We start from the raw sequence: 22,061 nt of genomic DNA on the forward strand, positions 1-22,061 counted from the left end.
CATCTTCTAAGGCATTAAGTCGCCCGAAAGTTGCAAATGGTCAACAAGGCTTAACCATGATTGTTCGATCCGGGCAATAAGGCGCGTGTCGGACAGGTCGTCGGGCGCAATGGTTTCGGGCCAATAGTCCGAAACGATGCGGGCGATTTCATCCAGGCGCGCCTCATCGACCAGGAAACGCGGGTCGATATCCTTTGGATCCGCGACCACGCGCAGGCGCAGGCAGGCGGGGCCGCCGCCATTGGCCATCGACTGACGCACATCGACCGGGATCAGGCGACGGATCGGGCCATTTCCGGCGATCATCTGTTCCAGCCAGGTCCATACGGCCGAGACCGCCTGCGCCTCGCTCGGCAGGATCAACGCCATGGTGCCATCGGGCAGGGTGACGAGCTGCGCGTTGAACAAATAGCTCTTGATCGCGTCGGCCAGGCTGACGGCACTGGCGGGCACTTCGACGATCTCGACCGACGGCAACAGCGTGCGCAGCGAGGCGTAGAAGGCCTGCTTGTCGGCAAAGGCCTGTTCATGGGTAAAGAGAACGCGCTCATTGGCGACGGCGACGACGTCATTGTGGAAGGCGCCGGCGGCAATCGCCTCCTGCGACTGCTGCACGAACAGGGTGCGGGTCGGATCGAGGCCGTGGATGCGGGCGACGGCCTTGCTGGCCTCGACATGCTGGCGGGCGGGGAAGGGGCCGCCCGACTGGCCATAGACGAAAACCTCGACGCCCGGTGCGCCATGGCTGTCGCTCAGGCGCATATGATTGGCCGCGCCTTCGTCGCCAAAGGGGGCGGGGATCGGGCCATGCACGGCAAAGGCGCGGGTGTCAGAAAAAGCGAGGCGCAGTTGCGCCAGCGTCTGGGGCCATTCATGGCTGCGATGCGCCATGGTGACGAGATTGGCGACGGTCAGGTGGATGCGGCCATCGGCCGTGTCGGCGGCCGGCGAAACGGTCGCGGCATTGGCTGCCCACATGGACGAGGCCGACATGGCGGCGGCGCGGATATGCGGATCGGCATTGCTGATGTCGGTGCCCAGGGTCGCGAGCCAGGCGCCGTCAGGACGCCATTGCGGCAGGAGAATGCCCTGGGCAAGGCCGAGGCGCAGATTGCCGCGCATCTTCTCGATCCCCTGCAGGGCTGCGGCACGGGGGTGCGACACCGCGCCGGCATTGCGGGACGAGGCCAGATTGCCAAGGCTGAGGCCGGCATAATTATGGCTCGGGCCGACCAGCCCGTCGAAGTTGATCTCGCGCACGCTCATGCCCGCCCCGCCATGGTGAATGCCTGTCCGATGTCCAGTTGCAGCAGCGCGGCACTGGCCGCGTCGAGCGAGATGCTGCCATCCTCGCCCTCCTGCACATAGCCATAGGTGCAGCGATAATCGGCCAGCAGGCCGGTCGACACCAGCATCTTGTCGCCGCCCTTGTCATGGGTGGCCGCCAGCGTCACGTCGCGTGCCTGGGCCACGGTGCGGAGCTGGTCGATCTGGCCCACCATGGTCGGGCCGCCGTCGAAGATGTCGACATAGCCGGCATTGGTGAAACCCTCGGTCTCCAGCATCCGCATCGCCGCGCGGCCATTGGGATGGGGCAGGCCGATCACCGCGCGGGCGCTGTCGGTCAGCATTGCGGTGTAGATCGGCGTCTTGGGCATCAGGTCGGCGATGAACTGGTTGCCGTTGACGGCGTTGAACTCGTCGGCTTCCTGGAAATTCATGCCGAAGAAACGACCGGCAAGGCCATCCCAGAAGGGCGAGCCGCCCGCTTCGTCGATCACGCCGCGCAATTCGGCAATCACCCGGTCGCCGAAGCGATCGCGATGGTTGCGGATATAGAGATAGCGGCTGCGCGCGAGCAGCAGGCCAAGCCCCTCGGCCCGTTCGCGCGGATGGAGGAAGAGGCCGCCGACCTCGGTCGATCCTTCCAGATCGGTCGTGAGCGAGAGCATCTGCGCGCGGAAGGTGCGGGCCAGTTCCCGGCTATGCTGGGTAAGGACGCCCAGCCGATAGGAATAGAAGGGCCAGCTCTGCCCCACCGTGCTGAAGATCTGGCAGGTGCCGCGCACCTGGCCGGTCTGCGCATTGACCAGCACCAGGACGATCAGATCATCCTTGATCCCGCCATCCTGCCGGCTGAGCGCCTGTTCGGTGCGTTCCAGCTTGGCGGTCAGGGCGGCGCGATCGGGTGGCAGGTTGGTGAAGCCACCGCCGGTCAGCTTCGCCATTTCATACAGGGTCTGCAGGTCGTCCGCTCGCGCGGTGCGCATGTAGAAACTCAAAAGGCGGTCCTCTCTCTCAATATTGTCCTTGGGCGATCCGCAGCAGCGCCAGCGCGGACAGTTGCGCACGCTCGGCGAGGCTGTCGCTGATCAGAAATTCGGCGTCGCTATGGATGCTGCCGCCGCGCACGCCCATGGTGTCGACCACAGGGACGCCGCAGGCCGCGATATTGTTGCCGTCGCACACCCCGCCGGTGTCGCGCCAGCCGATGTCGAGGCCGAGGTCCGCGCCGCAGCGCCTGACCAGGCCGAACAGGCGCTCGGCCTTGGCGTCCATGGGCTTGGGCGGGCGACCAAAGCCACCATGGAGATGCAGGCTGACGCCATGGTCGCGGGCGACATCGGCCATGGCCTGATCCAGCAGGGCACGGGCCGCGATTTCATCGTCCGGCGTGCGCGGGCGGAAATTGACCCGCAGCACGGCATGGTCGGGCACGACATTATTGGGACTGCCGCCGTCGATCTTGGCAGGGTTGCAGGAAAAACCGCTGCCGCTGCCAGCCTTTAGCCGCAGCGCGAGATCTGCGGCCGCGAGCAGGGCATTGCGGCCATCGTCGGGATTGCGACCGGCATGGGCACTGAGGCCGGTGACGATGATCGAGAAATTGCCGCTGCCCGCCCGCGCGCCGGCCAGCGTGCCATCGGGCAGGGCGGGTTCATAGGTGAAGGCGGCGCGCTTGCCGGCTGCGGCCTGGCGGAGCAGGGCGGCGGAGGAGGGGCTGCCGACTTCCTCGTCGCTGTTGATCACGACTTGATAGCCAAGCGTCCGGGTCGCCTCGCTATGCTCGATTGCCGCGAGGGCGGCGAGCATGACGGCGATGCCGCCCTTCATGTCGGCGACGCCGGGGCCGTTGAGGACGCCGGGTTCCAGCCAGCGAAGCGTCTGGAACGCATGATCGGCCGGGAAGACCGTATCCATGTGGCCCGTCAGCAGCAACTGGACCGGCGCATCGGGGCGGACGGTCAGGCGAAGATGCTGACCATGGCGGATCACCGATATCCGGCCATCGGGCGCCACGGTCTCGACCGGATCGGGGTCGATCAGTTCGATCGCGCCCGGCAGCACCGAAAAGGCATCGGCGAGCGTGGTGGCCATGGCGGCGAGCCCGGTCAGGTTGCGCGATCCGCTGTTGATGCTGGCCCATGCCTCGACCTGTGCCAGCATCGGCGCGGCGGCGGCCTGTTCCAGCAGGGCGGTTTCAGGGACTGTTACGGGCGGGTGGATGCCGTTCATCCCGGAGGTCTATCAGAGCGTGGGCGCCTGCTCCACCCCGATCAGAAATCGTAGCTGAGGGTCAGGCGGCTGAGCGTGTCGAAGTCGCGCGCGGACAGCAGGGTCTCCGATTCATACTGCACCGTATAGGAGAGGCCAGCGGACAGGCGCGTGCTCACCTTGGTCTGCAACTGCGTCAGGGAATTGACTGAAAATACGTCAGTTTCCGCGTAACCTGCAGCGGTCTGCTTGAAGGTGACATTGGGCGCCAGGCGCCAGGCCAGGTCCATCGATGCACGCGCGCCGAGCTTGGTTTCGCGCGGCCCGATCACATATTTGGCATGGCGGACGGACGGGCCAACATCGAGCGACAGGTCGATCGGCTTGCTGACGATCACCTTGTAACCGATACCGGCCGAGGCTGTGTAGCGCTCGTCATAGCCGATCGAGGGATCGCGTTCGAACTGGGTCAGGCCATAGGCGAATCCGCGCGGGTCGAACTGATAGCGCGGTTCATAGCTGGCGGTGTAGCGTTCGCGCGAGGTGACGCCATTGGCACGGCGATAATCGACCGTGGCGCTGAGCTTATGGCTCCACTCCAGCCCTTCGCGCTTGACCTGCGCCGCGGCGCTGATGCCGATTTCGCTGGTCGAACCGGTCGAGCGGAAGCCGCCAGCCTCCAGCTTGCCGGTCCATAATTCGGTGAATCGCGCCTCGCGAATCACCGTGTCATGGGTCGCCTTGGTCCGTTCCTTCCAGCTGTTGACCATCTGCTGGATCTGGTCGGCCGATTGCGGATTGGTCTGCTTGGCGATCTTGGCGACGGTCGCGATTTCCGTCTCATTGCCATTGGCAATCGCCGCCTCCAGCATCTCGCGGACGGATGGCGGCAGCAGCGCAGGCGCATTGGCCCACGCCTGGGTGGCAAAGAGGAAGGGCAGGATAGCCAGACAGTGACGCATGCCGCTGTCATAGCGAACCGACCGGGGATTTTAAGCCCCCATCAGATCAAGTCGTGGAATTCCTGCAATATGTCGCGGTAGAGCTTGCGCTTGAAGGGCACGATCAGCTCCGGCAGCGTTTCGGGCGCAGCCCATTTCCATTCCCGGAATTCGGGATGCTTGGTCTGGATGTCGATATGGCTGTCCTTGCCCAGGAAGCGGGCGAGGAACCAGATCTGGCGCTGGCCGCGATATTTGCCGCCCCACAGCTTGCCGATCAGTTCGGGCGGCAGGTCGTAGAAATGCTCGTCGCGGCTCTTGGCGATGATCTCGACATGTTCGGGCGTGATGCCGGTCTCTTCGCCCAGCTCACGCAGCGCCGCCGTCTTGGCGTCTTCGCCCTCGTCGATCCCGCCCTGCGGCATCTGCCAGGCCTCCACGACATTATCGAGGCGCTGGCCGACGAAGACCTTGCCCGCCATGTTGACCAGCATGATCCCGACGCACGGCCGGTAATTCAGTTCTGCATTATCTGGCATCGACGCCATGTCTTCCCCTGCATCGCTGCAGCCATGGCCGGTTGGCGACCCATGGCTAGTGTATTGGGCTCCAGAATAGGCGGCGGCGATGCGCGCGTCCATTGGCCGAATCGACATTCATCGGATTTGCAGGTCATCTCCCGGAAGGGCGCGGAAAATTCATTTGGAACCGGGGGACTAGGCAGGCATTGGGCGATCATGCCATCCCCCACCATAATCTGGTTCCGCCAGGATCTGCGCCTCTCGGATCAGGCGGCGCTCGTCGCCGCCGCGCAGGCCGGCCCGGTCATTCCGCTCTATATCCTTGATGATGAAAGCCCGCGCCAATGGGCGATGGGTGGTGCGTCGCGCTGGTGGCTGCATCACAGCCTTGCCAGCCTGGACGAGCGACTGGGGACCAAGGGCTCGCGATTGATCCTGCGGCGCGGACGCTGCGCCGATGTTCTGGCGCAGGTGGCCGAGGAAAGTGGCGCGCAGGTCGTGCATGCCATCCGCCATCATGAGCCCTGGTGGCGCAACGCTGAAAAGGCGGTCGCAAGGCAGACCGACTTGCGGCTTCATGACGGCGGACTGCTATTGCCGGTGGAGGCGGTGCGGACGGGCGGCGGGACGCCCTATCGCATCTACACGCCCTTTTCTCGCGCGGTGATGCTGCACATGCCACCCGCGCCACCACAGCCAGCGCCGCAGCGGATCGAGGCGCCATCGCACTGGCCGGTCAGCGACAGGCTGGAGGATTGGATGCTGCTGCCGCGCGATCCGGACTGGGCGAGCGGCTTCCCTGCCGACTGGTCGCCGGGCGAAGAGGGAGCAAAGCGCTATCTCGACAGTTTTCTGGGCGAAGTCGGCGACTATGCGGTCGCGCGAGATTTGCCGTCGCAGGAAGGAACGTCCCGCCTGTCCCCGCATCTTCACTTCGGGGAGATTTCGCCGGCCAAGGTCTGGCATCGGGTGGCGAAGGCGCCGGGCGACGCGACCGTCTATCTCAAGGAACTGATCTGGCGTGATTACGCGCATAATCAGGTCTGGGCCTTGCCGGCCTATGGATCGGGAAACGCCCAGCCGGCCTTCGATGCCATGCGCTGGCGCGATCTGCGCGAGGCGCGAGGTGACTGGACGGCGTGGAAACGGGGGCGAACCGGCTATCCGATCGTCGATGCCGGCATGCGCCAGCTCTGGCAGACGGGCTGGATGCACAATCGGGTGCGGATGATCGCGGCCAGTTTCCTCATCAAGCATCTGCTGATCGACTGGCGCCATGGCGCGCGCTGGTTCTGGGACACGCTGGTCGACGCGGATTACGCCAATAACAGCGTCAACTGGCAGTGGGTGGCGGGCAGCGGCGTCGATGCCAATCTCTTCACCCGGATCATGGCGCCGCTGACCCAGTCGGACAAGTTCGATGCCCCCGACTATATCCGCCAATGGGTGCCGGAACTGGCGCATCTGGACGATCGCGTCATCCATGACCCGGATTTTCATGGGGTTAGGCCATCATCCTATCCCGAAAAGCGGATTGGCCATCGCGAGGGTCGCGAGCGCGCGCTGGCGGCCTATCGCCAGATGAAGGGGTGATTGCAGCGACGCGCGGCATGGGGCAGAAAGAGGCCCGATGAATGCAGTCGACCCCCGTCGCGGCAAGGCCGCATTGTCGATCCGGCGACCGCCGGCAGACCGGACGCCGGGATGGCGCGCGCGCCTGTTCGCGCCGCTTTTCCATCGCATGCTCGATCGGATCGACCAGGGACTGGAGCAGGGCTCGCTGGACGCCACTTTGCCGGACGGCACGCGCCGGCTGCTGGGCGGGCGGGCGCCAGGGTTCGACTGTGTTGTGGACTTGGTCGACTGGCGCGCCTTGGTGCGACTGGCGATGGGTGGCTCGGCGGGCTGGTATCGCGCCTGGGCGGCGGGCGAGTGGCGCAGTGCCGATCCGGTGCCGCTGTTCGCGCTGTTCATGGCCAATGCGGTATCGCTGGGCCGCGTTGCCCGGCCTCATGGACCGGCACGCTGGGCAGGACGGTTGCTGCACTGGGCGCGGCGGAATAATCGTAACGGCTCGCGCAGGAACATCGCCTTCCATTATGATCTGGGCAATGACTTCTACGGCTTGTGGCTGGACCAGAATATGCATTATTCCAGTGCCTTGTTCCTCAATCCTGAGGACCGGATCGAAAGCCTGGAACGGGCGCAGCAGCGCAAGGTGGACGCCCTGCTGGAACGGCTGGACCTGCGCGACGGACAGGCGCTGCTGGAAATCGGATGCGGCTGGGGCGGGCTCGCGGAACAGGCGATGGAGCGCTGTGCCATCCAATATGATGGGCTGACCCTGTCGGTCGAGCAGGCTGATTATGCGCGCGATCGGCTGGGGTCCGGCGCGCAGATCCACCTGACCGACTATCGCGACGCACAGGGCCAATATGACGCCATTGCCAGCGTGGAAATGGTGGAGGCGGTCGGCCAGCATTATTGGCCCGACTATCTGGATGCGGTCGCACGCCTACTGAAGCCCGGTGGGCGCGCCGCGATCCAATATATTTTGATCGACGATGCGATCTTCGATCATTATGCGCGCGGCGCCGATTTCATCCAGACCTACATCTTCCCTGGCGGCATGCTGATATCCGAAAGTCGTTTTCGGACGTTGGCGCAGGAACGCGGGCTGGAATGGCGCGACGCGCGCCATTTCGGCGGCCATTATGCCGAAACGCTGCGCCGCTGGCGCGAGCGGTTCGATCGGGCGATCGACGAAGGACGATTGCCGGCCAGTTTCGACCAGCATTTCGTTGGCTTGTGGCGCTATTATCTGATGTATTGCGAAGGCGGTTTCCGGGGCGGCACCATTGATGTCGCCCAGGTCACGCTGGTGAAGCCGGCCGCTTAACCCTCGACGCGCAGGCGGTGGCCGTTCGGGGCATCGCTCAGCACCAGATCATGGATCGCCTTGGCGACCGTCTCCGGCCCCTTGAGCGTTGCGGGGTCTTCGCCGGGGAAGGCGCGGGCGCGCATCGCGGTGCGGGTGGCGCCGGGATCGACGATATGGGTGCGGATGGCGGAGATGTTCTTCATCTCTTCGCCATAGGCGCCGACCAGCGTTTCGAGTGCGGCCTTGGACGCGCCATAGGCGCCCCAATAGGCGCGCGGGGTGGCGCCGACCGAGGATGTCAGGGCAATTACCCGCGCGTCGGCGCTGGCCCGCAGCATCGGATCGAAAGCGGCGATCAGCGCCTGGGGCGCAGCGATGTTGAGCATCAGCAGCCGGGCAAATTCCTTGGCATCGATCGCCGGAACCGATGCCAGCGACCCGAGCGTCGCCGCGTTGAGGACGAGGATGTCGAGTGCCTTCCAGCGGCCAGAAATGGCCTGGGCCAGGCGGCCGATGCTTTCGCCGTCGATAAGATCGAGCGGCGCGATGGTGGCGCTGCCGCCGGCCTGGTGAATGCGATCTTCCACCTCTTCCAGCCCGCCGCTGGTGCGCGCGGTCAGGATCACATGGGCGCCGGCTGCCGCCAGAGCCTCTGCCGTCGCGGCGCCGATCCCGCGGCTGGCGCCGGTGACGAGCGCAAGTTTTCCGAACAGCGGCAAGGTATCAGACATCGGCTCTCCGTTCGCCCCGACCGATGCCGGGTGTCGTCGTGGGAAAAGGAAAGGGCGGGGTCGTGCGACCCCGCCCGGTCGGGCCTTGCCCGTGGATCAGGAGACCCGTTCTGCCAGCAGTTCGAACTGGTTTTCGACCACCGCTTCATCCTGGTCGGTGAGCTTGGTCGGATAGTCGCCGGTGAAACAGGCATCGCAATATTGCGGACGGATGTCGGCGCGCTTCGCCTCGCCCAGCGCCTTGTACAGGCCGTCGATCGAGATGAAGGCCAGGCTGTCGGCGTGGATGAAGTCCTGCATGCCGCCAATGTCCAGCTTATGCGCCAGCAGCTTGGTGCGCTCGGGCGTATCGACGCCATAGAAGCAGCTATGCTTGGTCGGCGGCGAGGCAATGCGCATATGCACTTCGGCGGCGCCCGCTTCGCGCATCATCTGGACGATCTTCAGCGAGGTGGTGCCGCGCACGATCGAGTCGTCGATCAGCACGATGCGCTTGCCCTGGATCAGGGCGCGGTTGGCATTATGCTTCAGCTTGACGCCCAGGTGGCGGACCTTGTCGCCCGGCTGGATGAAGGTGCGACCGATATAGTGCGAACGGATGATGCCCAATTCGAACGGGATGCCCGATTCCTGGGCATAGCCGATGGCGGCCGGCACACCGCTGTCGGGTACCGGGATGACATAGTCGGCCTCGACCGGATTTTCGATCGCCAGCTGCGCGCCGATCGCCTTGCGGACGGAATAGACGCTGGAATTGTCGATGATCGAATCGGGGCGGCTGAAATAGACATGCTCGAAGATGCACGGACGCGGATGCACTTCGCCGAACGGGCGGATCGAGCGCATTTCGCCATCCTTGGTGACGATCACCAGTTCGCCCGGATCGATCGAGCGGACATAGTCGGCGCCGACCACGTCGAGTGCGACGGTTTCCGAAGCGAAGATGGTCGAATCGCCTAGCTTGCCCATGACCAGCGGGCGGATGCCCAGCGGATCGCGGCAGGCGATCATGCCCTCGGGGGTCATCACGATCAGCGAATAGGCGCCTTCGATCTGCTTGAGCGCGTCGATGAACTTGTCGAGCAGGGTGCGATAATTGGACGTCGCGACCAGATGGATGATGACTTCCGTGTCCGAGGTGGACTGGAAGATGGAGCCGCGCCGGATCAGTTCGCGGCGGACCTTCATCGCGTTGGAGATATTGCCGTTATGGGCAACCGCGAAACCGCCGGAATTGAGTTCGGCATAGAGCGGCTGGACATTGCGCAGCGAGGTTTCGCCGGTGGTCGAGTAACGGACATGGCCGCAGGCCGTGTCGCCGGGGAGGCCCCGAATCACCTCGTCGCGGTCGAAATTGCCGGCGACATGGCCCATGGCGCGATGGGTATGGAAATCATGCCCGTCCCAGCTGGTGATGCCTGCCGCTTCCTGGCCGCGATGCTGCAGGGCGTGAAGGCCGAGCGCTACCATCGCGGACGCGGTTTCTGCGCCAGATACGCCAAAAATGCCGCATTCTTCGCGCAACTTGTCGTCGTCGAAAGGATTCGTCGTAATCATGGGTGTGAGCGGGTCCATTGCCGTTCCTGACCACCCCTCTGGGGCGACCTTTCGCGCGCATATAGTCCTTCCCGGTCGATTTGTCGCCTGCCTGTAACAAAAAAGCGTGGCCAATCGTGGCAACGCTGCGTTTTGCCGGCCTTTCCATGGGCTAAACGGCCACTGGCGTTGGCGTTCGGGTGTCGCTAAGAAACCTGTACTCATGCACCGTTTTGCCAATCCCGCCCGCTTCCTGAAGATCGCTCGTCCGATGACGGGTTGGCTGTTCTGGCCCGGCCTCGTGCTGCTGCTAGCCGGCTGCGCTTCGGGCCTGTTCCTGACGCCGGCGGATTATCTGCAGGGCGATACGGTGCGCATACTCTATATACATGTGCCGGCCGCGTGGCTGGGCATGGCTGGCTGGACCGGCATCGCTGTGTCCGGGCTGATGCAACTGGTGTGGCGCCATCCGCTGGCTTCCGTGGCCGGACGCGCGATCGCGGCGCCGGGCGCGTTGTTCACCGCCATCTGCCTGATGACCGGTTCGATCTGGGGCCGGCCGACCTGGGGCACCTGGTGGGAATGGGACGGGCGCATGACGTCCATGCTGGTGCTGCTCTTCCTCTATCTCGGCTATATTGCCCTGGCCAACGCATCGGCGCGGCAGGGGCAAGGCGGGGTCAGCCCGGTAACCGCGATCTTCGGTCTGGTCGGCGCGATCAACATCCCGATCATCAACCGTTCCGTGGTCTGGTGGAACAGCCTGCACCAGGGGCCGAGCATCACGATGCGCGGATCGAGCATCGATGGATCGATGCTCTGGCCGCTGGGCCTGACATTATTGGGTTTCACCTTGTTGTTCGCGGCGATCGTACTGATGCGGATGCGGGCAATATTGGCACAAAATAAGGTCGAGGCGCGGATGCAGCGCCTGACGAGAGGGTAGAGATGAACCAATGGGCTTTCGTGATCGCCGCCTATGCCGTGACGGCGGTGGGTACGGCGATCGTCACCATCGCCAGCTGGCGCGCGATGCGGGCTGCGGAACGTCAGGCCGAACGACTGTCTGACCGGACATGAAGGCCAAGCATCAACGGCTGAGCCTGGCGCTCGCAGCGCTGGTGGCGATCATCGGCGCCGGGCTGCTCGCCGTATCGGCGCTGAAGGACGAAGCGGCCTATTTCTACGCGCCCAACGACGTGAAGACCAAGGGTGTGGAGCCCGGCAAGGCGATCCGTCTGGGCGGCATGGTGGTGAAGGACAGCCTCAAGCGCGCGGCCGATGGCGTGACGATCAATTTCGACGTGACCGACGGCAAGGCGACCGTGCCGGCAACTTTCAGCGGCATCGCGCCCGACCTGTTCAAGGAAGGCAGTGGCGTCGTGGCGGAAGGCGCTTTCGACCGGCAGGGGCGGTTCGTCGCGACCAATTTGCTGGCCAAGCATGACGAACGCTACATGCCGCGCGAACTGGACGGCATGACCTATAATGGGACCACGCATGAGATGAAGGCCGCGCCATGATCGCCGAAGCCGGTCTCGCCGCCCTGTGGTTTGCCGCGGTCCTCGCGCTGCTCCAGCTGTTTCTGGTCGGCATGGGGCTGGCGGGCGGCAAGGGCGACGTGCTGGGCGCCGTTCGACCCGTCGCTATTTTGCAGGGCGTGCTGACGGCAGCTGCCTTTTTCGCGCTGATCAGCCTGTTCCTGCGGTCCGACATGTCGGTGCTGCTGGTGGCGACCAACAGCCATTCGGCCAAGCCCTGGCTCTACAAATTCGCCGGAACCTGGGGCAATCATGAAGGGTCGATGCTGCTGTGGGTCACGGTGATGGGCGTCGCCGGCGCGGCCGTGGCGCTGTTCGAGCGGGCGTTGAAGCGTGACGCGCATATGGCAACATTGGGTGCGCAGGCGGCGATCAGCCTCGGTTTCTATGCCTTCCTGCTCTTCTCCTCCAATCCCTTCGCCCGCATTTCCCCGGCACCGGCGGACGGGCAGGGGCTCAACCCGCTGCTGCAGGATCCCGGCCTCGCCTTCCATCCGCCGACGCTCTATCTCGGCTATGTCGGTCTGTCGGTCGCCTTTTCCTTCGCGGTCGGGGCCTTGTTGACGCGGCAGGTGGATGCGGCGTTCGCACGCGCCATGCGCCCCTGGGTGCTGGCCGCCTGGGTGATGCTGACGCTTGGCATCACGGCGGGCAGCTATTGGGCCTATTATGAGCTGGGCTGGGGCGGCTGGTGGTTCTGGGATCCGGTCGAAAATGCGTCGCTGATGCCCTGGCTGGCGGCGACCGCGCTGCTGCACAGCGTGACCGTGCTGGCGACCCGCGACGCGCTGCGCGCCTGGACGGTGATGCTGGCCGTCGTCGCCTTCTCCATGTCGATGGTCGGCACTTTCCTGGTCCGCTCCGGCATATTGACCAGCGTCCATGCCTTCGCCGTCGATCCGGAGCGGGGCAGCTTCATCCTGGCCTTGCTGGCACTCTATATCGGCGGCGCTTTAGCCCTGTTCGGCTGGCGGATCGGCACGGTGCGCGAGGGCGCGCCGTTCGAACTGGTAAGCCGCGAAACCTTCCTGGTGGTCAACAACCTGTTGCTTTCGGTGATCCTCGGGCTTGTGCTGATCGGCACGCTTTACCCGCTGATGACCGAAGCATTCGGGCACAAGGTGTCGGTCGGCGCGCCCTATTTCGATCGCATTGCCGGGCCGATCGCGCTCATCCTGCTGATCGTCATGGCGGCAGGGCCGCTCACCCGCTGGCGCCGGGATCGGGCACGCGCCGTGGCCGGACGCATGCTCGTTCCGGCGGCGGTCGCACTGGCGGCCGTGGTGCTGGTCGGTGCGCTCGCCTGGGGCTGGATCGGGCTGTTGCCTTATTGCGGGCTGGTGGTGGCGCTGGCCGTCGGCGTGGGATCGCTGGCGCCGCTCTGGAAGCGCAACCTGCGCCGCACGCCGCTCTTCACCTACGGTATGGTGATCGCGCATCTGGGCTGTGCCGTCAGCCTGGCCGGCATGGCCTGCGATTCGGCGTTCACGGTCGAGAAGCTGGTGGCAGTCCGGCCGGGCGACAGCATCGAGACGGCCGGCTGGACGCTGCGCTTCCGGCGCATCCTGCCGCTTGCTGGCGACAATTGGACGGCGTTGCAGGCGGACGTCATTGCGGAGCGCAGCGGCCGCGCGGTCGTGATTCATCCGCAGTCACGCTTCTTCGCCTCGCCGCCGACGACCACGACTGAGGCGGCCCTGCTGACCCGGTGGAATGGCCAGCTCTATGTCGTGCTGGGGCAGGAAGCCGATGCCGGCCGCTGGCAGATGCGGATCTGGTGGAAGCCGTTCGTGACGCTGATCTGGCTGGGCGGCATCATGATCGCGCTGGGCGGCCTGCTGGCGCTGGTCGGGCGAGAGCGGCGCGGCTGGCTGATGAAATGGCGGGCGCGGAGGGCAATGGCATGAGGAAGCTGCTGATCTGGCTACCGCTGGTGCTGTTCCTCGGCTTCTTCGCCCTGTTCGCCAGCGGCCTGTTCAAGCCGGATGACCGTGTCATCACCTCCAAGCTGATTGGCCAGGCTTTGCCGGCCTTCACCCTGCCGGCTGCCGCCAGCGATCGTCCCGCGCTCGCCAGCACGCAGTTGGCCGATGGCAAGCCACGCCTGCTCAACATCTTTGCCAGCTGGTGTATTCCCTGCGCGGCGGAGGCGCCGCAACTGATGGCGCTCAAGCAGGCTGGGGTCGAGATTGACGCGATTGCGATTCGTGATGCCCGGCCCGATGTCGACGCCTTCCTGGCGCGCAACGGCAATCCCTATAGCCGGATTGGCCTGGATGCGCGCAGTGGCGTGCAGATCGCGCTGGGCTCGTCAGGCGTGCCGGAAACCTTCGTGATCGATGGCAAGGGCAGGATTGCCTATCAGCATATTGGTGACATCCGCGCCGATGACGTGCCGATGCTGCTGCAACGGCTGAAGGATGCACAATGATGAGGGGGCTGCTTTCTCTTCTCCTGCTGATGCTGGCGGCGCCGGTTCAGGCGCAGACCGCCCTGCCGCCCGCGCCCTATGCCGACCGGCAGCTTGATGACCCGGCGCTGGAGCGCAAGGCGAAGGCGCTGATGGAAACCATCCGCTGCCTTACCTGCCAGAGCCAGTCGATTGCCGATTCGAACGCCAGCATGGCGGGCGACATGCGCTCCGAGATACGCGAGCGGATCAGGGCGGGGGAAGAGCCGGAACATATCAGGCGCTGGCTGATCGAGCGCTATGGCGACTGGGTCAGCTATGAGCCGACGGCCGCGCCTATCCTCTGGCCGCTCTGGGCCGCGCCGATCGTGTTGCTGTCATTGGGGCTGTTGTTGATGCGCGGACGGATCAAGCGGAGGCCGCGGGCATGACGGGCTGGATCATCGCTTTCGGCATCGCCATCCTCGCCATGGCGGCGCTCTGCTTCATCGGGCGTATCCCGCGCGTGACGCGGGAGATCGTTGCGGCGACTTTGTTGGTCGGCCTCGCGGGCTATGCCTGGCAGGGGCATCCCGGCCTTGCCGGCGCACCGCGACAGGTCGCGGCCGAGAAGGAAGCGCAGTTCGACGAGAAGCTCGCGGAGCGACGCCGCAGCCTGGCGGAGCGCTATGGCCCGGCCGGCCAATGGCTGATCATGTCGGATTCCTACGGGCGGCGCGGCCTGACCAAGGAGGCGGCCAATATCCTGCTCTCCGGCCTCAAGCAGGCGCCGGACGACGCCAATTTGTGGCTCGGCATGGGGAATGCGCTGGTTGCGCATGCCGATGGCGTGGTCGCGCCGGCGGCCGACTATGCCTATCGCCAGGCGCTGCGGCTGGACCCGGAAGGGCCGGCGCCGCGCTATTTCTATGGCCTCGCCCTCGCCCAGGCCGGGCAGTTGGACGCGGCGCGCAAACAATGGTTGCCGCTGGCGCAATCGGCGCCCGAAGGCAGCAAGATCAAGGCGGAACTGCAGGCCAATATCGCGCGTATCGATGCCATGCTGGCGATGGATGCGGCTTCGCGATGATCCGCATCGGGGCGATCATTGCGTGAACCCTGTGCCCATGGTAGGGGCCGGCGGTTTGCTGGGCTCCGTCCTTGGAATGAGAATTGCCCTGGCAAGGGTTGCGACATGATATTGATGATCGAGCATTTCCTTCATGGCTGATGACAGCGCGGTCGCCGTCCCCGAAGGCGGCGAGCAGGATGGGCATGGCCATGCCCGCCAGAAAGCCACGGCCAAGCTGGTCGTCGGCGCGATCGGTATCGTCTTCGGCGATATCGGCACCAGCCCGCTCTACGCCTTCCGCGAGACCTTCGCGGGGCACCATCATCTCGACCTCGATCCCGACCATATATTGGGCGTCATCAGCCTGATGTTCTGGTCGATGATGCTGGTTGTGACGCTTAAATATGTCAGCATCATCATGCGCGCCGACAACAAGGGCGAGGGTGGCAGCCTGGCGCTGCTGGCGTTGATCAACGGCCAGACCAAGACGCAGCGCTGGTCGCGCGGCATCGTGCTGCTGGGCGTGTTCGCGACGGCTCTCTTCTACGGCGATTCGATGATCACGCCGGCGGTTTCCGTGCTGTCGGCGGTGGAAGGCCTGGCGGTCTATAATGCCAATCTGGCACCAGCGATCCTGCCGGTCGCGGTGCTGATCCTGCTCGGCCTGTTCTGGATCCAGGGTCTGGGGACCAACAAGGTCGCGACCCTTTTCGGGCCGATCATGCTGATCTATTTCGTGACGATCGCGTCGCTCGGCGTGCTCAGCATCGTCAAGACGCCGGGCATTCTCTACGCCTTCAATCCTTATTGGGCGGTGATGTTCTTTGCCACCGATCCGCTGCCCGCCTTCCTGGCACTGGGCTCGGTGGTGCTGGCGGTGACGGGCGCCGAAGCGCTCTATGCCGATATGGGCCATTTCGGCCGCAGCCCGATCCGCGTGTCCTGGCTGATCTTCGTGCTGCCGGCATTGATGCTCAACTATATGGGGCAGGGCGCGCTGCTCTTCCGGGAGGGCGCCGCGGCGCTGCACAGCCCCTTCTACAATCTCGCGCCGCAATGGATGCAGTTGCCGCTGATCGGCCTTGCCACGCTGGCGGCGATCATTGCGTCACAGGCGGTGATATCCGGCGCTTTCTCGGTCACACAGCAGGCGATCCAACTCGGCTTCATGCCGCGTCTGCGGATCGAGCATACCAGCGCCTCGACGGCCGGCCAGATCTACATTCCCCTGATCAACTGGGGGTTGATGGTCATGGTCATCCTGCTGGTGCTGGTGTTCAAGACATCGTCCAACCTGACTGCGGCCTATGGCATTGCCGTCACCGGTGCGATGTTCATCGACAATGTGCTGCTGACCGTGGTGCTCTATCGGCTGTGGCACTGGAAATGGTATTATGCCGCGCCGCTGCTTGCCGTTTTCTACCTGGTCGATGGCGCCTATCTGGCCGCCAATCTGACCAAGGTGCCCGACGGCGGCTGGTTCCCGTTGCTGATCGGCTTCGTCGTCTTCACCTTGCTGACCACCTGGTCGCGTGGGCGCCGGCTGGTGCAGGAACGGCTGCGCGAGGCAGCGATGCCGATCCCGGTGTTCGTGGCTTCGGCCGCCAACAGCGCCGTGCGCGTGCCGGGTACCGCTGTCTTCATGACCTCGACACCTGATGGCGTGCCGCATGCGCTGCTGCATAATCTCAAGCACAACAAGGTGCTGCATGAGCGGGTGATCCTGCTGACCGTCAAGATCAAGGATGTGCCGGTGGTCGAGGATGACGGCAGGTGCAAGCTGGAGGATCTGGGCCGTGGCTTCTTCCGCCTGGTGCTGCAATATGGCTTCATGCAGGAGCCGGATGTTCCGGCCGCACTCAAGAATGTGACCGGCTGCGGCCAGGCGTTCAAGATGATGGACACCAGCTTCTTCCTGGCACGCCAGACGCTGCTGCCTTCGGCCAATCCCGGGATGCCGCTGTGGCGCGAGAAGATCTTCGCCTGGATGCTCCGCAACGCGGAAAGTGCGATGGAGTTCTTCCGCCTGCCGACCAATCGCGTGGTCGAACTCGGTAGCCAGGTCGAGATTTGACCGGCCTCTAGAAGAGCCGCATCTGCGCGCCCTCGGGCGGCCGGAACAGGTCGGTGCGGACGCTGATCCGCGCCTGCCCTAGATTGGCCTTGCGGCGGGCCTTGATGAAGCGGGTGCGGGTCAGGTCGGCCCAGACGCCCTGACCGCGCATCCGGCTACCGAAATCGGGATCATTGTCCCGCCCGCCGCGAATGTCCCGGATCATCGCCATCACCTTGGCGGCGCGATCGGGATAATGGGTTTCCAGCCAGGCGCGGAACAACGGTGCGACCTCATGCGGCAGGCGGACCAGGATGTAGTTGACGTCCTGTGCGCCGGCCATGGCGAGCCGCGCGACGACCTGTTCGATCTCATGATCATTGATCGCCGGGATGATCGGGGACATGTTGGCCGATACCGGCACGCCGGCTTCGGCCAGGCGAGCAATCGCGGCGATCCGTCGTTCGGGATGGGGCGCGCGCGGCTCCAGCGTGCGCGCGACCTTGGGATCGAGCGAGGTTACCGAAATCATCACCGCGACCAGATTGTCGCGCGCCAGATCGGCCAGCAGGTCGATGTCGCGCAGGATGCGGTCGGACTTGGTGGTGATGAACACCGGATGGCGGCATTCCACCATCACCTCCAGCAATTGGCGCGTGATCTCCCAATCCTTCTCGATCGGCTGATAGGGGTCGGTATTCGTGCCCATGGCGATCGGTGAGACGCTGTAGTTCCGGTGCGACAATTCCTTGCGCAGCAATGTCGCTGCATCCGGTTTGGCGAACAGGCGCGTCTCGAAATCCAGTCCCGGCGACAGGTCATGATAGGCGTGGGTCGGCCGGGCAAAGCAATAGATGCAGCCATGCTCGCAGCCGGCATAGGCGTTGATCGACTGGGAAAAGGCGATGTCGGGCGACGCGTTGCGCGAGATGATCGTGCGCGGCGTGATCAGCGACACGCTGGTGCGCAGTTTCTGGGCCGGTCCGTCGATCGCTTCCACGGCGTCGAGCCAGTCGCCGTCCGCCTCGCGCGCGGCCAGGTTGAACCGGCTGCTTGCCTGGTTGTGCGTTGCGCCGCGTCCGGGGATGTTTGCCATCTTGAAATAAGAACATATCATGAACTTGTTGACAAGATCGCTTCCGACGCGTCATGGCTGCGCCCTTGAAAGCAGGGGGAAATATCATGCGTGCCTGGTGGCTTGTTCCGGCTCTGATGATGATGGCAGGCGCGGCCGATGCCGCGACACCGACGACGGATTGTGCCGCAAATATGGTCTGCGCCAGCCGACCCCAGTCGGTGGCCGATGCGTTGCAGGCAGCAGGTTACAAGGCGGCGCTGACCAAGAGCAAGTCGACCGGCAATCCGATGATCGAGAGCGCTGCCAGCGGCTATAATTTCACCATCTATTTCTACGGCTGCGAAGAAATGAAGGACTGCAACTCGTTGCAGTTCGGTATCAATTTCGCGGATGATGGCGGCAACACGGTCGAACTGGCGAACAAGTGGAACCAGTCCAAGCGCTTCATCCAGATGTCGTTGGCCGACGACAAGACGCTGGACGTGTCCTATGACGTCAGCACGATCGGCGGTCTCAATCAGGAGAATTTTGCCGACGTGGTCGACTGGTGGTCAGTGATGCTCGGCGAACTCAGCAAATTCTTCAAGGAGAACCCGGCGCCCACGCTCAAGAAGTGAAGGGGAGCGGGCTGGAGCCGTAACGAAAAATCGCCCTTTTGCGATTTTTCAAACAGGCGTTTAGCGCTCGGTGAGGCGCGGCATCAGCTCGACGAAATTGCAGGGGCGGAACCGGCTGTCGAGTTGGCTGGCGAGAATGCCGTCCCATGCATCCCGCACCGCGCCGGTCGAGCCGGGCAGGGCGAAGATATAGGTGCCGCGCGCGACGCAGGCGGTGGCGCGCGACTGGATGGTCGATGTGCCGATCGACTGATAGCTGAGCCACCGGAACAGCTCGCCGAAACCAGGAATTTCCTTGTCCTGCACCTGGGTCAGTGCCTCGGGCGTGACGTCCCGGCCGGTGACGCCGGTGCCGCCGGTGGTCAGGATCACATCGACCTGCGGATCGTCGATCCAGGCGTGAAGGCGTGCGACGATGGCACTGCGATCATCAGTGACGATCAGCCGGTCGGCCAGGACATGGCCCGCGCCGGTCAGGCGATCGACCAGCGTATCGCCGGACCGGTCATCGGCCAGGGTGCGGGTGTCGGAAACGGTTAGTACGGCGATGCGGACGGGCAGGAAGGTCCGGCCCTCATCGATCGGCATCAGTCCGATCCGCCGGCGATCATCGCCCGGCCATCGGCCTTGCTGAGACGCACCAGCTTGACGCCCTTGGCATTGGGGAAGGTTGGCCACATGCCCTGCGCCATGCCGGTCAGGCAATCCGCCTCGCCCTTCGCCTGGATCTGGTACATCCAGTAGTTGCGCATGACGATGTTCACATAGGCGCGGGTTTCATAATAGGGCAGGGATTCGATGAAGAGCAGCGGATCGCCCTTGTCCTTCACCTCGCTGTTCCAGCGTTCGACCGGCAGCGGGCCGGCATTATAGGCGGCCATCACCTTGGGCAGCAGGCCGCCGGTCGCGCTCATGTCGCGGAGCGATTCCAGATAGCGCTGGCCATATTCCATGTTGGTGGACGGCACGAACAGTTGCGATGCGTTGGACAGGCCGACATCGCCGGCGGTTCCGGGGCGCACCTGCATCAGGCCGCGGGCGCCGGCGCTGGAGACGACGTCCGAACGGAAGCCGGATTCCTGCAGCGTATGGGCGTAGATCAGCGACGGATCGACACGCCAGCCGCCGTCCGGCCGCCAGGCCGGCGCCGGGAAGCGGGCGAAACTGTCGGGCTGTTTGCCGGCCGGGCCATTATGGGCGAGCCAGAGCTGGGTTGCGGGCAGGTTGAGCGCGCTGGCCAGGCGCAGCAGCGCATCATATTGGGCGGTGCCGCCCAGCTTCGCCTGATAGCGCAAAATCTCGTCGGCGCGGCCATTCTCGCCAATATCGGCCAGCGCGATCGCGCTGCGGACATTGGGGCTGTCCTTGAGCTGGCGCCAGTCATTGTCGCTGAAACGCGCGTTCATGGTCGCGCCGCCCAGCGGCATGCCCAGGCTCTCGCGGGCGAGCAGGCCATAGAAGGTCTCGTCGGATCGCGCCGCGAGCTTCAGCATATTCTCGACCTTCTCGGCCTCGCCGCAGACCATATAGGCGCGCGATGCCCAATAGGCGCCGGCCGCGCGCATGTCGGCGTCGCCCGCCAGCGCCGCGACATTGGCGAAGGCCGGGGCCGCAGCGCGGCAATCATTCTGGCGCCAGGCGGCAAGGCCCGTCGTCCAGTGGGCCTGCACGGTCCAGTCCCCGCCGGTACGGGTTTCAAGCGCGCGCGCAGCCATGCGGCGGGCGTTGAGATCATCGCTTTCGATATAATAAGCCCAGGCAACACGCTGGCGCACTTCGGTCAGACCTTCGGACGTCAGCCCCGCTTCGCCAGCGGCAAGCAGCCCTTCCGCGCCGGCCGGATCGTCATTCTTGATGAAGGTCAGGATCTGGGCCGACAGGCTCTGGGCCAGCACGTCCGTCTTGCTGCCGCTGACATATTGGCGGCGCGGGGCGGAGCCCAGCCATACCAGCTTCTGCACCTGCGGCAGATCGGGCAGGATGGTCGCGCCGCGCTTCTGCGCTAGGCGGGAAAGCTGGTCGGCCTTGGGCAGCCAGGCTGCCTTGTTGACGAGGTCGAGCAGGTCGAACAGCTCGACGCGCGGCGACCCCTTGGCAAGATAGAGTTCCGACAGGGCTAGCGGACGAACCGCATCCTGCGGGTCGAGTGCCAGGATCATCGCTTTGGCATCCGACCACTTCTGGTCGCGCAGGGCGGCGAAGATCGCATTGTAGCGCGCCTTGTCGCCATCGGACAGCTGGAGCGGGGTGCCGGCGTTGGAATTGGTCGGCAAGAGAGGGAGGGTTTCGGCCGCCTTGGCACTGGCCGGGATCGCCAGCGCCGCGCTCATGCTGAGCAGGGCAAGGCTGGAAATGCGGGTTGCAACGCGAATCACGGGCGATCTTCCTCAATCAGGCTTTGCAGGGCGCGCCAGCATTCCGCCTTGGCCGCGGGCTGGCTGAGCAGCAGGCGCGGATGGAATGTGGCAATGGCGGGCACAGTGCCGCCATCATGGTTAAAGGCGCGTAAACCGGTGGACCGGTCGGCGCCATCGGTCGGAAGCAGCGCACGGACCGTCCGATCGCCGAGCAGGAGCAGGCGGCGCGGCGCGGCGAGATGGACATGCAGCCTGATACGATCGGCGACATGGGCCAGATCGCTTGCCTCCACCATGCCGCCGGCGGGGCGGACGGTGAACAGCGAAGCCAGGCAGATATCGTCACGGCGCAGGCCGATGGCCCGCATCATGGCATCGAACAAAGCGCCAGCGCGATCGGCGAATAAATGGCCCGCGCCGGCATCTGCCAGGTCGGGCATGTCGGTGATGACCATCAGCGGCGCTGCGGTTGGGCCGGTCGGCAGGATCGGGGTGCCGGGCCATTTGCGTTCGGGCTGGGCCGAATCACTGGCAAGCCATTCGAGATAGGCGTCCAGCGTCTTGGGTTTTTCGGGGGGCGGTGGAGCAAAGGCCTTCGCAGCCTGCTCGGCCAGTTGCGCTCGTGTCGGCTGGGGCCGCAACCAGTTGACTGGTGCTTCCGCTACGGCGCCGTCCACCCCCGCCAGCGACCACCACGCCAGATAGGCGTCAGGCGCTGCGGCTCCAAAGTCCCGCTCTAATCCCCGCATCACGATGCCCTTGGGCCAGAGGTTGACGCGAGGGTCAAGAATCTTCATCGCGTGGAATGTCAAAACGTTGGAGTAATAAGGCGACCGGATGGCCGGACAT

22 protein-coding genes are annotated in these 22,061 nt (G+C 64.8%); 11 read left to right on the plus strand and 11 right to left on the minus strand.

The genetic code is table 11. The features are described 5' to 3' along the window. Positions 1-6: 6 nt before the first annotated feature. From ACI6S0_RS07345 to ACI6S0_RS07365, 5 genes are read right to left on the minus strand one after another with little or no spacing between them, the layout of a single operon-like run. Entirely contained in the window at positions 7-1,266 is a 1,260-nt protein-coding gene (locus ACI6S0_RS07345) for an N-succinylarginine dihydrolase (RefSeq protein WP_434405354.1), read from the minus strand. Then, positions 1,263-2,282 (minus strand): arginine N-succinyltransferase, encoded by a 1,020-nt coding sequence (locus ACI6S0_RS07350; protein ID WP_210729757.1) that lies wholly within the window; start codon positions 2,280-2,282, stop codon positions 1,263-1,265. Before ACI6S0_RS07350 ends, ACI6S0_RS07345 begins: the two co-directional genes overlap by 4 nt. Before the next feature lie 16 nt (positions 2,283-2,298). Beyond that, complete coding sequence (locus ACI6S0_RS07355) at positions 2,299-3,516, minus strand: hydrolase (RefSeq protein WP_434405355.1); 1,218 nt, start codon at positions 3,514-3,516, stop codon at positions 2,299-2,301. Positions 3,517-3,557: 41 nt separating this feature from the next. Then, positions 3,558-4,457: a DUF481 domain-containing protein gene (locus ACI6S0_RS07360; RefSeq protein WP_004207293.1), complete on the minus strand. Its 900-nt coding sequence runs from the start codon at positions 4,455-4,457 to the stop codon at positions 3,558-3,560. Positions 4,458-4,498: 41 nt separating this feature from the next. After that, a complete protein-coding gene (locus ACI6S0_RS07365; RefSeq protein WP_069337025.1) occupies positions 4,499-4,984 on the minus strand; it encodes an RNA pyrophosphohydrolase in 486 nt (161 codons plus the stop codon). A gap of 189 nt (positions 4,985-5,173) precedes the next feature. Here ACI6S0_RS07365 and ACI6S0_RS07370 point away from each other — a divergent pair, with 189 nt between their 5' ends. Beyond that, positions 5,174-6,550, plus strand: a complete 1,377-nt coding sequence (locus tag ACI6S0_RS07370; protein WP_434405356.1) for a cryptochrome/photolyase family protein — start codon at positions 5,174-5,176, stop codon at positions 6,548-6,550. A gap of 37 nt (positions 6,551-6,587) precedes the next feature. Then, positions 6,588-7,856: a class I SAM-dependent methyltransferase gene (locus ACI6S0_RS07375; RefSeq protein WP_434405357.1), complete on the plus strand. Its 1,269-nt coding sequence runs from the start codon at positions 6,588-6,590 to the stop codon at positions 7,854-7,856. Here the strand turns inward: ACI6S0_RS07375 and ACI6S0_RS07380 are convergent. Together ACI6S0_RS07380 and purF are read right to left on the minus strand one after the other, a co-directional pair. Further along, a complete protein-coding gene (locus tag ACI6S0_RS07380) occupies positions 7,853-8,569 on the minus strand; it encodes an SDR family NAD(P)-dependent oxidoreductase (RefSeq protein ID WP_278986733.1) in 717 nt (238 codons plus the stop codon). The two genes, ACI6S0_RS07375 and ACI6S0_RS07380, sit on opposite strands and share 4 nt — an antisense overlap. Positions 8,570-8,665: 96 nt before the next feature. Further along, positions 8,666-10,126 carry an amidophosphoribosyltransferase gene (gene purF / locus ACI6S0_RS07385; RefSeq protein WP_017499557.1) on the minus strand — a complete coding sequence of 487 codons (1,461 nt, stop codon included), beginning with the start codon at positions 10,124-10,126 and terminating at the stop codon, positions 8,666-8,668. 202 nt (positions 10,127-10,328) lie between these two features. On the opposite strand from purF, the gene ccmC reads away from it, so the two are divergent. The 8 genes from ccmC (at position 10,329) to ACI6S0_RS07425 (ending at position 17,181) form a co-directional block, all read left to right on the plus strand. Beyond that, positions 10,329-11,051, plus strand: a complete 723-nt coding sequence (gene ccmC, locus ACI6S0_RS07390) for a heme ABC transporter permease CcmC (protein WP_333884093.1) — start codon at positions 10,329-10,331, stop codon at positions 11,049-11,051. Positions 11,052-11,053: 2 nt separating this feature from the next. After that, positions 11,054-11,185 carry a heme exporter protein CcmD gene (gene ccmD, locus ACI6S0_RS07395; RefSeq protein WP_010337862.1) on the plus strand — a complete coding sequence of 44 codons (132 nt, stop codon included), beginning with the start codon at positions 11,054-11,056 and terminating at the stop codon, positions 11,183-11,185. Further along, the gene (gene ccmE, locus ACI6S0_RS07400; protein WP_434405358.1) at positions 11,182-11,628 is read left to right on the plus strand and encodes a cytochrome c maturation protein CcmE; all 447 of its coding nucleotides are present in this window, start codon (positions 11,182-11,184) and stop codon (positions 11,626-11,628) included. Before ccmD ends, ccmE begins: the two co-directional genes overlap by 4 nt. Then, entirely contained in the window at positions 11,625-13,553 is a 1,929-nt protein-coding gene (locus ACI6S0_RS07405) for a heme lyase CcmF/NrfE family subunit (protein WP_434405359.1), read from the plus strand. The genes ccmE and ACI6S0_RS07405 overlap by 4 nt, the downstream gene beginning before the upstream one ends. Then, entirely contained in the window at positions 13,550-14,077 is a 528-nt protein-coding gene (locus ACI6S0_RS07410) for a redoxin family protein (RefSeq protein ID WP_026108840.1), read from the plus strand. Before ACI6S0_RS07405 ends, ACI6S0_RS07410 begins: the two co-directional genes overlap by 4 nt. Further along, on the plus strand, positions 14,077-14,487 hold the full coding sequence (locus tag ACI6S0_RS07415) for a cytochrome c-type biogenesis protein (protein ID WP_270093663.1): 411 nt from the start codon (positions 14,077-14,079) through the stop codon (positions 14,485-14,487). Before ACI6S0_RS07410 ends, ACI6S0_RS07415 begins: the two co-directional genes overlap by 1 nt. Further along, a complete protein-coding gene (locus tag ACI6S0_RS07420; protein ID WP_434405360.1) occupies positions 14,484-15,125 on the plus strand; it encodes a tetratricopeptide repeat protein in 642 nt (213 codons plus the stop codon). The genes ACI6S0_RS07415 and ACI6S0_RS07420 overlap by 4 nt, the downstream gene beginning before the upstream one ends. A 133-nt stretch (positions 15,126-15,258) precedes the next feature. Continuing rightward, positions 15,259-17,181 carry a potassium transporter Kup gene (locus tag ACI6S0_RS07425; RefSeq protein WP_434405361.1) on the plus strand — a complete coding sequence of 641 codons (1,923 nt, stop codon included), beginning with the start codon at positions 15,259-15,261 and terminating at the stop codon, positions 17,179-17,181. 7 nt (positions 17,182-17,188) lie between these two features. Here ACI6S0_RS07425 and ACI6S0_RS07430 read toward each other — a convergent pair whose 3' ends face one another. Next, entirely contained in the window at positions 17,189-18,256 is a 1,068-nt protein-coding gene (locus ACI6S0_RS07430; protein WP_434405362.1) for a PA0069 family radical SAM protein, read from the minus strand. A gap of 86 nt (positions 18,257-18,342) precedes the next feature. Here ACI6S0_RS07430 and ACI6S0_RS07435 point away from each other — a divergent pair, with 86 nt between their 5' ends. Further along, on the plus strand, positions 18,343-18,855 hold the full coding sequence (locus tag ACI6S0_RS07435; RefSeq protein ID WP_010337870.1) for a YbjN domain-containing protein: 513 nt from the start codon (positions 18,343-18,345) through the stop codon (positions 18,853-18,855). Between the two features lie 60 nt (positions 18,856-18,915). Here ACI6S0_RS07435 and moaB read toward each other — a convergent pair whose 3' ends face one another. Genes moaB through ACI6S0_RS07450 form a run of 3 tightly spaced genes read right to left on the minus strand, consistent with a single transcriptional unit; the run spans position 18,916 to position 22,009 of the window. Next, positions 18,916-19,443, minus strand: a complete 528-nt coding sequence (gene moaB, locus ACI6S0_RS07440; protein WP_125985955.1) for a molybdenum cofactor biosynthesis protein B — start codon at positions 19,441-19,443, stop codon at positions 18,916-18,918. Beyond that, positions 19,443-21,230 carry a lytic transglycosylase domain-containing protein gene (locus tag ACI6S0_RS07445; RefSeq protein WP_434405363.1) on the minus strand — a complete coding sequence of 596 codons (1,788 nt, stop codon included), beginning with the start codon at positions 21,228-21,230 and terminating at the stop codon, positions 19,443-19,445. Before ACI6S0_RS07445 ends, moaB begins: the two co-directional genes overlap by 1 nt. Beyond that, the gene (locus tag ACI6S0_RS07450) at positions 21,227-22,009 is read right to left on the minus strand and encodes a uracil-DNA glycosylase family protein (protein WP_434405364.1); all 783 of its coding nucleotides are present in this window, start codon (positions 22,007-22,009) and stop codon (positions 21,227-21,229) included. Before ACI6S0_RS07450 ends, ACI6S0_RS07445 begins: the two co-directional genes overlap by 4 nt. Positions 22,010-22,061: the final 52 nt, after the last annotated feature.

This window comes from Sphingobium sp. DN12, from assembly GCF_051058005.1.
In the GTDB taxonomy this organism is placed as follows: Bacteria; Pseudomonadota; Alphaproteobacteria; order Sphingomonadales; family Sphingomonadaceae; genus Sphingobium; species Sphingobium yanoikuyae.

Coding starts and splice junctions, on each gene's coding strand:
- ACI6S0_RS07420 (WP_434405360.1), top strand. CDS start 14,484: ATGACGGGCTGGATCATCGCTTTCGGCATCGCCATCCTCGCCATGGCG.
- ccmE (WP_434405358.1), top strand. CDS start 11,182: ATGAAGGCCAAGCATCAACGGCTGAGCCTGGCGCTCGCAGCGCTGGTG.
- purF (WP_017499557.1), bottom strand. CDS start 10,126: ATGATTACGACGAATCCTTTCGACGACGACAAGTTGCGCGAAGAATGC.
- ACI6S0_RS07380 (WP_278986733.1), bottom strand. CDS start 8,569: ATGTCTGATACCTTGCCGCTGTTCGGAAAACTTGCGCTCGTCACCGGC.
- ACI6S0_RS07430 (WP_434405362.1), bottom strand. CDS start 18,256: ATGGCAAACATCCCCGGACGCGGCGCAACGCACAACCAGGCAAGCAGC.
- ACI6S0_RS07405 (WP_434405359.1), top strand. CDS start 11,625: ATGATCGCCGAAGCCGGTCTCGCCGCCCTGTGGTTTGCCGCGGTCCTC.
- ACI6S0_RS07355 (WP_434405355.1), bottom strand. CDS start 3,516: ATGAACGGCATCCACCCGCCCGTAACAGTCCCTGAAACCGCCCTGCTG.
- ACI6S0_RS07450 (WP_434405364.1), bottom strand. CDS start 22,009: ATGAAGATTCTTGACCCTCGCGTCAACCTCTGGCCCAAGGGCATCGTG.
- moaB (WP_125985955.1), bottom strand. CDS start 19,443: ATGCCGATCGATGAGGGCCGGACCTTCCTGCCCGTCCGCATCGCCGTA.
- ccmD (WP_010337862.1), top strand. CDS start 11,054: ATGAACCAATGGGCTTTCGTGATCGCCGCCTATGCCGTGACGGCGGTG.
- ACI6S0_RS07375 (WP_434405357.1), top strand. CDS start 6,588: ATGAATGCAGTCGACCCCCGTCGCGGCAAGGCCGCATTGTCGATCCGG.
- ccmC (WP_333884093.1), top strand. CDS start 10,329: ATGCACCGTTTTGCCAATCCCGCCCGCTTCCTGAAGATCGCTCGTCCG.
- ACI6S0_RS07410 (WP_026108840.1), top strand. CDS start 13,550: ATGAGGAAGCTGCTGATCTGGCTACCGCTGGTGCTGTTCCTCGGCTTC.
- ACI6S0_RS07425 (WP_434405361.1), top strand. CDS start 15,259: ATGGCTGATGACAGCGCGGTCGCCGTCCCCGAAGGCGGCGAGCAGGAT.
- ACI6S0_RS07365 (WP_069337025.1), bottom strand. CDS start 4,984: ATGGCGTCGATGCCAGATAATGCAGAACTGAATTACCGGCCGTGCGTC.
- ACI6S0_RS07435 (WP_010337870.1), top strand. CDS start 18,343: ATGCGTGCCTGGTGGCTTGTTCCGGCTCTGATGATGATGGCAGGCGCG.
- ACI6S0_RS07345 (WP_434405354.1), bottom strand. CDS start 1,266: ATGAGCGTGCGCGAGATCAACTTCGACGGGCTGGTCGGCCCGAGCCAT.
- ACI6S0_RS07370 (WP_434405356.1), top strand. CDS start 5,174: ATGCCATCCCCCACCATAATCTGGTTCCGCCAGGATCTGCGCCTCTCG.
- ACI6S0_RS07360 (WP_004207293.1), bottom strand. CDS start 4,457: ATGCGTCACTGTCTGGCTATCCTGCCCTTCCTCTTTGCCACCCAGGCG.
- ACI6S0_RS07415 (WP_270093663.1), top strand. CDS start 14,077: ATGAGGGGGCTGCTTTCTCTTCTCCTGCTGATGCTGGCGGCGCCGGTT.